The organism is Marinitoga hydrogenitolerans DSM 16785, from assembly GCF_900129175.1.
Lineage (GTDB): Bacteria > Thermotogota > Thermotogae > Petrotogales > Petrotogaceae > Marinitoga > Marinitoga hydrogenitolerans.
Window position 1 is genome coordinate 114,119 of sequence record NZ_FQUI01000001.1, and the last position, 12,839, is coordinate 126,957.

The 12,839-nt window shown below is 30.5% G+C and carries 16 protein-coding genes; 2 read left to right on the forward strand and 14 right to left on the reverse strand.

Features of this window, described 5'->3' with window-relative positions; genetic code table 11:
* Nucleotides 1-5: 5 nt before the first annotated feature.
* The 11 genes from atpC to BUA62_RS00585 are packed head-to-tail and all read right to left on the reverse strand — an operon-like array spanning nucleotide 6 to nucleotide 7,505.
* Nucleotides 6-401, reverse strand: a complete 396-nt coding sequence (atpC, locus tag BUA62_RS00535) for an ATP synthase F1 subunit epsilon (RefSeq protein WP_072862305.1) — start codon at nucleotides 399-401, stop codon at nucleotides 6-8.
* A 13-nt stretch (nucleotides 402-414) separates the two neighbouring features.
* On the reverse strand, nucleotides 415-1,824 hold the full coding sequence (atpD, locus tag BUA62_RS00540) for a F0F1 ATP synthase subunit beta (protein WP_072862308.1): 1,410 nt from the start codon (nucleotides 1,822-1,824) through the stop codon (nucleotides 415-417).
* A 17-nt stretch (nucleotides 1,825-1,841) separates the two neighbouring features.
* Nucleotides 1,842-2,678, reverse strand: coding sequence for an ATP synthase F1 subunit gamma (gene atpG / locus BUA62_RS00545; protein WP_072862310.1), 837 nt, complete (start codon nucleotides 2,676-2,678; stop codon nucleotides 1,842-1,844).
* A 15-nt stretch (nucleotides 2,679-2,693) separates the two neighbouring features.
* Complete coding sequence (atpA, locus tag BUA62_RS00550; protein WP_072862314.1) at nucleotides 2,694-4,211, reverse strand: F0F1 ATP synthase subunit alpha; 1,518 nt, start codon at nucleotides 4,209-4,211, stop codon at nucleotides 2,694-2,696.
* Between the two features lie 6 nt (nucleotides 4,212-4,217).
* On the reverse strand, nucleotides 4,218-4,772 hold the full coding sequence (atpH, locus tag BUA62_RS00555) for an ATP synthase F1 subunit delta (protein WP_072862316.1): 555 nt from the start codon (nucleotides 4,770-4,772) through the stop codon (nucleotides 4,218-4,220).
* Complete coding sequence (atpF, locus tag BUA62_RS00560; protein WP_072862319.1) at nucleotides 4,769-5,260, reverse strand: F0F1 ATP synthase subunit B; 492 nt, start codon at nucleotides 5,258-5,260, stop codon at nucleotides 4,769-4,771. The genes atpH and atpF overlap by 4 nt, the downstream gene beginning before the upstream one ends.
* Nucleotides 5,261-5,304: 44 nt before the next feature.
* Nucleotides 5,305-5,601 carry a F0F1 ATP synthase subunit C gene (locus tag BUA62_RS00565; RefSeq protein ID WP_072862321.1) on the reverse strand — a complete coding sequence of 99 codons (297 nt, stop codon included), beginning with the start codon at nucleotides 5,599-5,601 and terminating at the stop codon, nucleotides 5,305-5,307.
* 32 nt (nucleotides 5,602-5,633) lie between these two features.
* Nucleotides 5,634-6,458: a F0F1 ATP synthase subunit A gene (gene atpB / locus BUA62_RS00570; RefSeq protein ID WP_072862323.1), complete on the reverse strand. Its 825-nt coding sequence runs from the start codon at nucleotides 6,456-6,458 to the stop codon at nucleotides 5,634-5,636.
* Between the two features lie 15 nt (nucleotides 6,459-6,473).
* A complete protein-coding gene (locus tag BUA62_RS00575) occupies nucleotides 6,474-6,812 on the reverse strand; it encodes a hypothetical protein (RefSeq protein ID WP_072862325.1) in 339 nt (112 codons plus the stop codon).
* Nucleotides 6,745-7,038: an AtpZ/AtpI family protein gene (locus BUA62_RS11415; RefSeq protein WP_072862327.1), complete on the reverse strand. Its 294-nt coding sequence runs from the start codon at nucleotides 7,036-7,038 to the stop codon at nucleotides 6,745-6,747. Before BUA62_RS11415 ends, BUA62_RS00575 begins: the two co-directional genes overlap by 68 nt.
* Entirely contained in the window at nucleotides 7,035-7,505 is a 471-nt protein-coding gene (locus BUA62_RS00585; protein WP_072862329.1) for a chemotaxis protein CheX, read from the reverse strand. Before BUA62_RS00585 ends, BUA62_RS11415 begins: the two co-directional genes overlap by 4 nt.
* Before the next feature lie 142 nt (nucleotides 7,506-7,647).
* Between BUA62_RS00585 and BUA62_RS00590 the strand changes: the two genes are divergently transcribed.
* Nucleotides 7,648-8,670, forward strand: coding sequence for a 6-phosphofructokinase (locus tag BUA62_RS00590; RefSeq protein ID WP_072862331.1), 1,023 nt, complete (start codon nucleotides 7,648-7,650; stop codon nucleotides 8,668-8,670).
* Between the two features lie 76 nt (nucleotides 8,671-8,746).
* Nucleotides 8,747-9,637 (forward strand): riboflavin biosynthesis protein RibF, encoded by an 891-nt coding sequence (gene ribF, locus BUA62_RS00595; RefSeq protein WP_072862334.1) that lies wholly within the window; start codon nucleotides 8,747-8,749, stop codon nucleotides 9,635-9,637.
* A 30-nt stretch (nucleotides 9,638-9,667) separates the two neighbouring features.
* Here ribF and fliD read toward each other — a convergent pair whose 3' ends face one another.
* From fliD to BUA62_RS00610, 3 genes are all read right to left on the reverse strand, one after another.
* On the reverse strand, nucleotides 9,668-11,533 hold the full coding sequence (gene fliD, locus BUA62_RS00600) for a flagellar filament capping protein FliD (RefSeq protein ID WP_072862336.1): 1,866 nt from the start codon (nucleotides 11,531-11,533) through the stop codon (nucleotides 9,668-9,670).
* A gap of 16 nt (nucleotides 11,534-11,549) precedes the next feature.
* Nucleotides 11,550-11,924 (reverse strand): flagellar protein FlaG, encoded by a 375-nt coding sequence (locus tag BUA62_RS00605; protein ID WP_072862338.1) that lies wholly within the window; start codon nucleotides 11,922-11,924, stop codon nucleotides 11,550-11,552.
* A 74-nt stretch (nucleotides 11,925-11,998) separates the two neighbouring features.
* Entirely contained in the window at nucleotides 11,999-12,838 is an 840-nt protein-coding gene (locus BUA62_RS00610; RefSeq protein ID WP_072862340.1) for a PHP domain-containing protein, read from the reverse strand.
* Between the last annotated feature and the right edge of the window lies 1 nt (nucleotide 12,839).

Genomic DNA, 12,839 nt, shown 5'->3' on the forward strand with positions numbered 1-12,839 from the left:
GCTCCTTATTTTTTAACTACTGAAATTCTTACCATATTTTTTTCTATTTCAGCTTGAACTTTGGCTTTTTCTGCAGCATTTTCTACTTGATTTAACTTATCTTTAGCCGATTCTATCGCTTTCATTGCAGTTTCAACATCTATTTCTTCTGGCCTTTCAGCAGCTGTTGTTAAAACAATCATTTCTTTGCCATCCATTTTTATTATTCCACCATGAACAGCAAATAACTCTTCTTTATCATCTTCTGTTTTTATTTTCAAAGGAGAAACTTTTAATTTCGCAACTATTGGCAATCTATCAGTTAAAACTCCCATTCCACCTTCTACAGTTGTAAACTCTGCATATTTTGCTTTTATATTTGCTTTAATTCCTCTGGGGGTTACAATTTTTAAAACAAACATTTTTACCCCCTCCTCACACTTTTATTCCCATTTTCTTTGCCTTTTCTAATACTTGTTCAATAGTTCCAACCATATAAAATGCCTGTTCTGGTATATGATCATATTTACCTTCTAATATTTCCTTAAATCCTTTTACTGTATCCTCTATTTTTACATATTGTCCATCAATTCCAGAGAACTTTTCAGCAACAAAGAATGGCTGAGTTAAAAACCTTTGTATTTTTCTTGCTCTTTGAACTGTTAATTTATCTTCCTCTGATAATTCTTCAATACCGAGGATAGCAATGATATCCTGTAAATCTTTATATCTTTGTAATACTTGTTGCACTCCACGAGCAACTTGATAATGTTCATCTCCTAAAATCGTTGGATCTAATACCTTAGATGTTGAATCTAACGGATCAACCGCTGGATACAATCCTAATTCAGCAATTTGCCTAGATAAAACAATTGTGGCTTCAAGATGTGAAAAGGTTGTTGCAGGAGCAGGATCTGTAATATCATCAGCTGGTACATATACTGCCTGAACAGATGTAATAGAACCATCTTTTGTGGATGTAATCCTTTCTTGCAATTGACCAACATCCGTCGCCAATGTTGGCTGATAACCAACTGCAGATGGCATACGACCTAAAAGCGCAGAAACCTCTGAACCGGCTTGAACAAATCTAAAAATATTGTCAATAAATAACAATACATCTTTCTTTTGAACATCTCTAAAATATTCTGCCATTGTTAATGCTGTTAATGCAATTCTGAACCTTGCTCCTGGTGGTTCATTCATTTGTCCAAATACCAAAGCTGTATTAGGTAAAACACCTGATTCTTGCATTTCTAACCATAAATCATTACCTTCTCTTGTTCTCTCTCCAACACCTGCAAATAATGATAACCCTTTATGTTCAATTGCTATATTTCTTATAAGTTCCATAACAAGAACCGTTTTACCAACACCAGCTCCTCCAAAAAATCCAATTTTACCGCCTTTTGGAAAAGGAGCTAATAAATCTATAACTTTAATTCCTGTTTCTAATATTTCAATATCTGTTGATTGGTCCTTAATTGATGGGGGTTCTCTATGTATTGGCCAATAATCCTTAGCCTCAACATCCCCTCTCTCATCAATTGGTTCACCTAATAGATTAAACATTCTTCCTAATGTTATTTCCCCTACAGGTACTTTTATTGGTGCACCTGTGTCCACAACTTCAAGTCCTCTTTTCAATCCATCAGTTGAATCAAGAGCAACACATCTCACTGTATTGTCACCAATTAATTGTTCAACTTCTAATACAAGCTTTTTATCTGTATATGGATTTATTACTTCAAGAGCATTATAAACCTCTGGTAACTTGCCTGTCTCAAATTTAACATCCACAACGGGGCCTATTATACTTATTAATTTTCCAACATTTTTTTCCACTTATTACACCCCCAATATTATTCTTCCTGCAATGCTTGAGCACCATTCACTATTTCTATTAATTCCTGTGTAATTGATGCCTGCCTTGCTTTATTATATGCCAAAGTCAGTTTTTCTATCAATGTTTTTGCATTATCTGTAGCATTACGCATCGCATTTTTTCTTGCGTATAATTCACTGATTTTATTTTCATATATCATTAAATACATCTTTGATAATAAATACAAATATGCAGCTTCTTCAAATAATTCTTTTGAATTTGGTTCATACTCATATCTTGGATCTGCTGATTCTTCAAATTTTATAGGTAGTAAATCTATTACTTCTGCTTTTTGAATTAATACATTTTTAAACGCTCCATAAACAACTTTTACTTTTCCAATATTTTTACTTTCCACTATGTCAATAATATCATCCAAAATATATTCTGCATCTTCTTGTTTTGGAACATCATAAAGTTTTGTTCTTGATAATAATAGATCATTGGTTTGTTTTAATTCAATTTCACCTTTGACTCCTATATTATAAAAGCCTATAAAATCTTCTGTTTGTTTTGATAATTTAATTGCAGTTTTTGATAATTCCATAGGAAATGCTCCACATAAACCCATATCCGGGGTAACAACAACAATTAAAGTACCTTTTTTGTTCGAAGTATATATACTATTCTCAACTGGTGCTATTTTTTTTATTATTCTCTCTGCATAATGTGCATAATCTTTTAAGGCTGTAATCTCCTTAACGATTTTATTCGCTTTTGCTGCTGCAACCATTTCCATAGCTTTTGTGATTTTCATTGTTGACTGGGTGGATACCCGACGTTGTTTTAAAACTCTCAATTTTCCACGACTCATTTAAATGTCACCACCTTAAGCTTGAAAAGCCGCTTTAAAATCTTCAATAGCTTTCCTAAGCTCCTTATCTAAATCATCATCAATTTTTTTCTTTGTCTTTATTGTTTCTAAAATTGATGGCTTATTAGATTTTAAGTATTGTAAGAATTCTTTTTCAAACTTGTTTATACTTGCTGTTGGTATATCATCAAGATAACCATTTACTCCAGCAAACACAACAGCTACTTGATCTTCAACTTCCATAGGAACGTACTGTCCTTGTTTTAATAATTCAGAAAGTTTTTCACCTCTAATTAATTGCTTTCTCGTTGACTCATCTAATTCTGTTGCAAATTGCGCAAATGCTTCTAATTCTCTATATTGAGCCAAGTCAAGTCTCAAACTTCCAGCTACCTGTTTCATAGCTTTTATTTGAGCTGCTCCTCCAACCCTCGAAACAGATAAACCAACGTTAACTGCCGGTCTTTGACCTGCATAGAATAATGAAGGTTCAAGATATATCTGTCCATCTGTTATAGATATAACATTTGTTGGAATATATGCAGAAACGTCATTTGCTTGAGTTTCAATAATAGGTAAAGCAGTTAGAGAACCACCACCATAATTCTCATTAAGTCTTGCAGCTCTTTCTAATAATCTTGAATGTAAATAGAACACATCACCTGGATAGGCTTCACGCCCTGGCGGCCTTCTTAAAAGAAGGGATATTTCCCTATAAGCTGCCGCATGTTTTGATAAATCATCATATATGACTAATGCATCCTTACCATTAAACATAAAATATTCACCCATTGCACAACCTGCATATGGAGCAAGATATAATAATGATGCCGGATCACTTGCACTTGCAACAACAACTGTTGTATATTCCATAGCACCATATTCTTCTAATTTCGCTACTGTTCTAGCAACAGATGATGATTTTTGCCCAATTGCGACATATATACAATGAACACCTTTTCCTTTTTGATTGATTATTGTATCTATTGCAATTGCAGTTTTACCTGTTTGCCTATCACCAATGATCAATTCTCTTTGTCCTCTTCCAATTGGAATCATTGTATCTATAGCTTTTAATCCTGTTTGTAAAGGTGTATCAACAGGCTTTCTTAAAACTACACCTGGAGCTTTAAATTCTATAGGTCTTGTATGTTTTGCATTAATTGGTCCTTTACCATCTAAAGGCTCGCCTAATGGATTAACAACTCTTCCAAATAGTTCTTCACCAGCAGGCACTTCAGCAATCTTTCCTGTTCTAACAACCTTATTTCCTTCTTTTATAAGTCTATAATTCCCTAAGATAATTATACCAACATTATCTTCTTCAAGATTTAATGCCATACCGCTTATTATTTCACCTGTATCTGCATGTATTTCAACTAATTCACTTGCCATAGCATCTTTTAATCCATACGCTCTGGCTATACCATCACCAACTTGGATTATCCATCCAACTTCTTTTATTTCACCTGATTCATAAGCTTTTATACGCTCTTCAATAACTTTTTCAAGTTCATCAGGATTTATTCTCAAAACAAATCACCCCCGCTTGGAAGCGTAATCGCGTCCGATTTTTTCCAATATTGCCTTTATTGAATAATCAAATATTTTATCTTCTAATTGTAATTGTAATCCTCCTATTAATTCTTCATCTATTTCAGAATCTAATATAGCCTTTCTTCCTGTTTTTTTAAGTACTATTTCTTTTAATTCTTCTATGGTTTTTTCTTGAAGTTTATATGGTGTTATCATTTTTACATTTACAATTTTCTTTAATTCTTCATTTTTCTTTTCCAATAACATATATATTATTGGAAGCATTAATTGTCTTTTTTTATAAATCAATACCTCAATAAATTTATTAAAATCTGCATCATCTATTTCAGATACTTTCACTATTTGCATAACAATATAATCCTTTGGTAACAAAGGATTTCCTATTAAATTATAAAACATTTCATCTGATTCAATTTTATCAACTACTCTTTTTATAGCTTCAACATATGATTCTAGCTTATCAAGTTTATTGGATTCTGATAAATATTCATAAAACGCTGCCACATATCTTGAAGCTAAAGAGATTGAGTATTTCATAAGTTTTCACCCTTATTCAATGACTCAAAAGCTTTTTTTACTATCTCTTCATTTACTTTTTCATCAATATTTTTCTTTAATATCATTGAAGCAATTGAAATTGAAAGTGAAACAACTTTACTTTGAATATCTTTATATGCTTCTTCTTTTATTTCTTTTGCTTCTTTTTCTGCTGCTGCAATTATTCTACTTTTTTCCATATTAGCATCTTCTTTTGCATTTGAAATAATGCTTTTTGCTAATTCTTCTGCTTCTTTAATAATATTTTCTTTTTTCATTTTTATTTCATCTAATTCTTTATTAGCTTTTTGTAACTTTTCTTCAGCCTCTTTCCTTAATTTTTCTGATTGATTTAATTCGCTTTCTACAATTTGCCTTCTCTTATCTATTATTTCAAAAAAAGGTTTATATAGCATCACCCATAAAGAATAGGCTAACACTATAAAACCTACTAAATTAACAATTGATGTAAAATTAAAATCTAACACTTTTCACACCCCCTTTAATGGGGATTTTACCCCGAATTTACAAATTATGGTAATACTATTAACATCAATAATGCTATAACCAATGAATACAACCCTGTAGATTCTGTAACTGCCATAGCAAGTAACATTCGTGTTGTTAATGATCCTGCCATCTCTGGTTGTCTTGCCATAGCATCCATAGCATGAGCACCAACCTGACCTTCACCAACACCAGGACCTATAGCACCTATACCCATTGCCAACCCTGCACCAATAAATTTACCTAAATAATATAAACCTGTTCCTAATGCAGCTTCACTCCCTGAACTTACTATTTCTTGTGCAACTTGTTCAACAGCCATTCTAATCTACCTCCTTATAATTTTAATATTTTTTATTCTTCAAGTAATGCTCCCATATATGCTATTGCTAGAAGCGAAAATACAAATGCCTGTATTAACCCAACAAAAATACCAAAGAATCCCCATAAAAATATAGGAAGAACAAAATATTTCAACATATAACTTATTATTAATACCAAAATTCCTCCACCAAAAATATTACCAAAAAGCCTTAAAGAATGCGATACTGGTTTTGCTAATTCGCCGATTAAATTTAATGGCAATAACAATGGTGTAGGTTCAATAAACATTTTTAACCATTTTCCTACCCCCTTTGCCCTCGCTGCAAACACATGACTTATAATAAGAACCATAATTGCAAACGTTGCATTGGTATTTAAATCAGAAGTTGGGGTATACCATGTGTCTGTAAACAATCCTATTTTTAATCCTTCATCTACAGGTGAAACATTAATACCCGGCATACCAGAAATTAAATTTGCAACTAAAACAAATAAGAATAAGGTTGTTGAAATAACATATACGGACTTTCTATATTTTTGATTGGGCACAGCATCTTCAACTAATTCCCAAAAATATTCTAATAATGATTCAACTAACGCTTGTTTTTTATTTGGTATTAGTTCAAATTTTACTCCTGCTGCAAATATAATCAAAATAAATATAATTGTAAAAGACATAATAACTGTCATTGGATTTATAGTATTCCAAAAAGATGCCGTTTCTCCAAATGAATAAGTCCATCTTAATCCGACACCTTCCAAATCAGCAGATGGAAAAACAATGAAATTTATTAAACCCAACACGGCATAAATCGAAAAAAGGATTAATAGAGTTTTTTTCTGTTTTTGATTCATACATATTCCTCCCCATTATTTTGGTGAAATAAATGCTGCAAACTTCATATTCATAAGTCCTAAAAAAGATACAAACAATCCTTCATTAGAAATCAAACCTGCAACCAATAAGATTATACCAAAAAAAGCGTATCGTATAAGATAACCTTTTGAAAATTTATATTTTGTTTTGGTTAACAATATATTAATTTCATCGGCTATCATTAAAATCCCAACAATTGCTCCTAAACTCCCCCAAAAAACAAAAAGAGCTTTTAGTTTTAAAAAAAATACTAAAATTAAAAATTCAATTATCGAAAGAATTATTATCTTTATTATTATCTCTTTTACTTTCTTTTTTAGTTCTAAATTCATTATCTTGTTTCTTAGCCTCCTTTAATAACTCTATTATACCATTATACAAACCTGATATAACTCCTAAAAACAAAAAAATTATCTTCCATATTTCAAAGTGTGTTAAGGAAGACAATAAAGTTCCAATTAAATACCCAATAAAAATGTTTGCTAAAACCGTTAATGCGAAAAAAAGAATCAAATTTAAATTTGCAAAAATTTTAATATCTAATCTATTTTTTTTCATATCGCACTTTTTAATACCACAAAAAATTCTTCGGAAAATTTATTATCAATATTCATTGGAAATCTTAAAGAAATTCCATCTTTTATAAAAATAATATTATTTCCATGCATTATTGAAGGAGGAGTAATATTTATCTTATATCCTAATTTTTCTAAACTTACAGCAATAGCTCCTGAAATCATATTTCCTAATTCTCCTAATGCGCTTAAACTCATTTCATCTAATTTTTCCACAGGCATTCCCATCATCATTTGTGAAACGATTGTTTTTGCGGATTCTACAGATAACCCCATATGAATATTTCCATTTAAATCCCCTATAAATCCAATAGTAACAACCACCTCATATGATCTGTTTTCTCCCTTATCAACAACAGGCTTTTGAATGACAATATCCATATTATTTGTTGCCATTTTGAAAGTCTTTGAAAAAGCATCTAATATAGAATTAATAACTTTTACATTCATGAAAAATCCTCCTTTTTATATTTCATAATTATTATACTATAATTTTAATTAAATTACAACATTATAATAATTTTACTAAAAAATTTTTTTCTGGTATAATGATATTAAAAGAGTACAAGAGCTTTTAATGGGAGGGGTTAGAATGCGTGTTGGTATATTAACTGGAGGGGGAGACTGTCCTGGTTTAAATGCTGTTATTAGAGGTATTGTTCATGCTGCTAATGAAAGATTTGAAACATACGGAATATTAAATGGTTGGAAAGGTATGCTAACAAAAGATATAATGAAATTAACAATGGATGATGTAGAAGGAATACATATTTTAGGTGGAACTATATTAGGAACATCCAGAGTTAACCCATTTAAAGATGAAGAGAGTAAAGAATTACTTGAAAAAAATTATAAAGATATGAATTTAGATGCATTAATCGCTATTGGGGGAGATGATACATTATCTGTAGCTGCTAAACTATCCAGTTTAGGATATCCTGTTGTTGGTGTTCCAAAAACAATAGACAATGACGTTTCTAACACAGATTATACTTTTGGATTTCATACAGCTGTAAATGTTGGAGCAGATGCTATAGACAGACTACATTCAACTGCAAAATCTCATCAAAGAGTTATGATTGTTGAATTAATGGGAAGAGAAGCTGGCTGGATAACAATTGAGGCTGGAATGGCTGCTGGAGCACATTTAATATTAATACCAGAATTTCCAATGACAATAAACGAAATTGTAAACTACGTGAACAAAAGAATGAAAGATAAAAGATATATGATAATTGCTGTAGCAGAAGGATTTAAACCAACTGAATTAGAACAGGTTGTTGCAGATAAATCTTCAATTGATGCTTTTGGTCATATTAAACTTGGTGGAATAGCTCATTATTTGGCTGAAATCATTGAACAAAAAACAGGATTTGAAACAAGATCTGTTGTATTGGGGCATTTGTTAAGAGGTGGAACTCCTACAGCTTTCGATAGAATTTTAGGAACAAGATATGGTGTAGAAGCAATGCGTCTTATAAAAAATAAAGATTTTGGAAGGATGGTTGCTTTAAAAGGAAATAAAATAATTTCTATTCCATTAGAATATGGTGTCGCTACAAAAAAACTTGTTCCTTTTGAATACTACAAATTAGCTCAATTATTTTTTGATTGATAAATTAGCGCTAAAGATTTACGGATTTCAATAAAATAATATAATTAACCATTTAATATTAAATAGAGGTGAGGCAATGAATTATGCTGTAACTATTGGTACTTTTGATGGTGTTCACAAAGGGCATCAGGTTATTATCAAAAAGACACTTGAAATTGCAAAAAGTAACAATTTAATCCCAAAAGCTTATATCATGAAATATCCCGCTTCAAAATATTTTGGAAATTTTAGCGGAGTTATTATTCCATCTTATAAAAGAGAAGAAATATTAATGAATTATGGATTTGAAACAGAAGTTTTTGAGCTTCCTAAGGTTATACATATTTCCCATGAAGAATATTTGAAATTCCTTTTGAAAAATGGTATGAAAGCTATTATATGTGGTGAAGATTTTACTTTTGGAAAAGACAGAAAAGGGGATATTTCTTACCTTTTGGCAAAACAACATAAAAATAATTTTTTCGTCGAAGTACTCAAAGACATTAAAACTTCAGAAACAAGAATTAGTTCAACATTTATTAGAAGAGCTTTACTTGCAGGAAATATAGATGAAGCTAATAATTTATTGGGTAGAATTTGGACAATTGAAGGGCCTGTTTATGAAGATCGGCATGTTGGTTTTAGTTTGGGATTTCCTACTGCTAATATAGATATAAGATATAAAGAAGAGGTTATTTATCCAAAATATGGTGTGTACCTGGTAAAAGGCGGTGTAAAAAATAATCCTCATAAATACTATGGACTTATGAGTGTTGGATTAAGACCTACTTTTAATGAAAATATAAAAGAACCTAAAGTTGAAATTTATTTTTTAGATTATTTTGGTGATTTATATAATAAAATAATAGAAGTTGAGGTATTAAAGTTTCTTAGAGATGAAATAAAATTTAATTCTAAAAAAGACCTTATTAATCAAATGATAAAAGATGAAGATAATGCCAGGAAAATAATAAATAACTGGAGATAGATATCCTATCTCCAGTTATTTATATTTTATTTATTTAGCAAATGCACTCATTATCCATGACCCTTGTGCTTGCATTTGAGAAACAGATTGTTCCATTGCTGAAAACTTTTGCCAATAATAAGCTTCTTTTCTTTGGAGTTGATCTATTAAAGACGTCATCCTTTTGGCTATATCTCTCATTTCAAGCCCTATTGTTCCTGTAGTTCCAGAAATTTGGTCTATTGTTCCTCCAAATTTTGTTGTTTCCCATATATAATCTTTAAATTGTATTGCAATACCTTTATTATTAGAATCTTCATAAGCAAATAATTTCCAGACTTCTTCTGCATTATTTTGAATTGCTTGTTTTAATTTGTCTTCATTAATTTGCAAAACACCTTTCATAGTGTTTTCATAAGTACCTCCGGCATCACCTGAATTTATGCCAATTTCATATAAAGATCTATAAGCCATGTCTACATCAGAAGACCACGATATTACTCCATAAGCCATGTCTCTTAACGAATTAAAAATATCTTCTAAATTATCATCACCTTTTAAAACACCTTTAATTTTATCCTCTTCAGATAACGTTTCACCTTTCTCTGGTTTCACTGCATCTTCATTTAATTTGTCATATATATATCCTATAATCTCATTATATTTGTCAACAAATTCGCTTATCTTATCATATGTTGCATCCACATCTTGAGTTACTTGAACATCTACCCATCCAGTAGATATTGATTTTAAATTTAGTGTGACATTATTATATTCTACAGTATTACCCCATGTTGTTTTGGTTAAATCTGCTGTTCCATCACCATCTAAGTCTATTTCAACATTTGCCGCACTACCAGGAATAATAGTTCCTAAATAATTTCCACCACTATCAACCCACGACAAATCATCAAGAACATTTGTCAAATTATTTCCATTAGAATCCCCATCTTCAATAGTTATTGATTGAGGACCACCCTCTTTATTTCTTATCATGAGTTTGTCTTCATTCTCATCATACCATACTATTACATTAGCATTTGATGCGTTTATTCTTGCAATTAAATCTCCAACTGTATCTGTTGAACTAACTGTTATCTCAGTCCCATTAATTCTTATTATACCAGAAGTGACATCTGGGCTTATATCTGATAACAATTTAGATGTATTTATTGCACCTACATGTACTGTACTCTCTATATAACCAGCTGTTGCTCCACCAGGCACATAATCTGATCCTTCAAGATTAAAAACTTCTACAAAATTACTGGTATCTGATGAATCTCCTAATAATATATTCGCAACAGTTCCTTCCTGCCCAACTTTTTCTTCAATTCTTAATTTCCCATTATTTAAAGATGCTGTAAAATATGTTGAATTTGTATCAATTTGATTTATTATATCTCCTATTGTATCAGTTCCTGAAAAATTAATATTTAAAGTCTCCAATACATTACCAGAAGAATCAAGGGCTTTTAATGTAAATGTCCCAGCCACAGGTGTTGTTCTTCCATTTAATTGATAATATTGTGTTGTTAAGTCCGGAATATTTCCTAATGTATTATTAGGAGTTAAAGATGTTGACGAAGATAAAGAATTAACTTTAACCTTAAAATTTGTATTAGTTGCCGATGTTGACGCTGTTGCTGACAAAACATTTTCATCACTTACTTGAACGGTTTTTGGTATTAAATTACTTTTTAATTTAAAAGTAGCAAGGAAATCCCAGAAGTCACTGAGTTTTGAATCAACTTCTTCCCACGCTTTTTGTTTTAATTGTAATGTTTCAAAATCATTTTGTAACCTTTCCAAAGGTTTCCTTTCTACTGACATTAACTGATCTATAATAGATGATGTATCTAATCCACTTGCTATTCCACCAAATTGAAAAGTTCCAAGATAACTATTTTCACTCATTTTTAATCACCTCTATTTACGCACGTTCATCGAGAAAAATACCTTCTAATTTATCCAGCATTTCTGCCATTTTTACAGCTGTTTCAGGTGGAATTTGCCTAATTACTTTTTTTGAATCTTTATCAATGATTTTAACTATTATCATATTAACATCATCATTCACTTCAAATTTTACTTCACCTTTAAAAATCTCTTTTAATTTATTTAATTTTTCCTCTATAACTCTTGAAAGTTTTTTTGTATCTAAGTTAATTGTATTATTACTTTTAGTATTCTTTTCCAATTCAGAAGGTATTCTTTTATTAGCTATTTTTCTTGAAAAACTTATATCTTTTGTAAGCGAATCTATAAAACTTGAAAAATCTCCATTTATCCTGTTCATTTCACCCATAATTACACCCCCATTAGGACTCCTTTCCTGATTATACTTTCCTAATTATATTATCGGATATAACAGAAAAAAGATTAGCTTTTTTTATAATAATTTGTAACAAAATAGTTAATAGTATCCTGTATAACAAAATTTTCCACATAAACACCTAATGAAACATATGGCTTATTGGAACCATGAAAATCACTTCCCGCTGTCACCAACAATCCATTTTTTCTAGTTAAATCTATAAGAAAATTTGTATAATGCGGATCACTTGAATAATGGAAACATTCAACTCCATCAAGTCCGTAATCTTTTAACTCGTTTATAAGCAATTCTAATTGAATGTTAGATAATCTTAATTTCTTAGGATGGGCTAAAACAGCAATTCCTCCAGCTTTTTTTATTGCTTGAATTGTTTTTTTCGGTGAAAATTTAAATCTCTCTATATAACACTTTTTACCTCTTGTTAAATATGTTTCTATAATTTGACTCACAGATGTACCATAACCCTTTTTTAGTAATATTCTTGCTATATGGGGCCTTCCTATTGTATTCAAGGAAACACCTTCAAGATCCTCTATATCAATTTTAAATCCTTCTTTTTTTAACAAATTTATCATCAATTTATTTCTTTCAATTCGTTTATTATATATTATTTCGAGAATTGTTCTTAAATAATCATTATTTATATCAATATTGTATCCCAGTACATCCATTAAAGTTGGAAATTCAGCATTAATTTCTACTCCTGCTATATATTTCAAGCCTATTTTATTTGCAAATTTAATAGCTTCATCTTGACCATTTATTGTATCATGATCTGTAATTGAAAACATTTTTATACCTAAATTTTTTGCTTTTTTTACAAGTTGTTTAGGAGATAATGTTCCATCAGAAAAAGTGCTGTGGCAATGCAAATCCAATAACATA

Excerpts from the sequence above, each read along its gene's own strand:
- BUA62_RS00565 (WP_072862321.1), bottom strand. The coding sequence starts at position 5,601 with ATGGCTGTTGAACAAGTTGCACAAGAAATAGTAAGTTCAGGGAGTGAA.
- BUA62_RS00575 (WP_072862325.1), bottom strand. The coding sequence starts at position 6,812 with ATGAATTTAGAACTAAAAAAGAAAGTAAAAGAGATAATAATAAAGATA.
- BUA62_RS11415 (WP_072862327.1), bottom strand. The coding sequence starts at position 7,038 with ATGAAAAAAAATAGATTAGATATTAAAATTTTTGCAAATTTAAATTTG.
- ribF (WP_072862334.1), top strand. The coding sequence starts at position 8,747 with ATGAATTATGCTGTAACTATTGGTACTTTTGATGGTGTTCACAAAGGG.
- BUA62_RS00590 (WP_072862331.1), top strand. The coding sequence starts at position 7,648 with ATGCGTGTTGGTATATTAACTGGAGGGGGAGACTGTCCTGGTTTAAAT.
- atpH (WP_072862316.1), bottom strand. The coding sequence starts at position 4,772 with ATGAAATACTCAATCTCTTTAGCTTCAAGATATGTGGCAGCGTTTTAT.
- BUA62_RS00610 (WP_072862340.1), bottom strand. The coding sequence starts at position 12,838 with ATGTTATTGGATTTGCATTGCCACAGCACTTTTTCTGATGGAACATTA.
- atpB (WP_072862323.1), bottom strand. The coding sequence starts at position 6,458 with ATGAATCAAAAACAGAAAAAAACTCTATTAATCCTTTTTTCGATTTAT.
- atpG (WP_072862310.1), bottom strand. The coding sequence starts at position 2,678 with ATGAGTCGTGGAAAATTGAGAGTTTTAAAACAACGTCGGGTATCCACC.
- BUA62_RS00585 (WP_072862329.1), bottom strand. The coding sequence starts at position 7,505 with ATGAATGTAAAAGTTATTAATTCTATATTAGATGCTTTTTCAAAGACT.
- atpC (WP_072862305.1), bottom strand. The coding sequence starts at position 401 with ATGTTTGTTTTAAAAATTGTAACCCCCAGAGGAATTAAAGCAAATATA.
- BUA62_RS00605 (WP_072862338.1), bottom strand. The coding sequence starts at position 11,924 with ATGGGTGAAATGAACAGGATAAATGGAGATTTTTCAAGTTTTATAGAT.
- fliD (WP_072862336.1), bottom strand. The coding sequence starts at position 11,533 with ATGAGTGAAAATAGTTATCTTGGAACTTTTCAATTTGGTGGAATAGCA.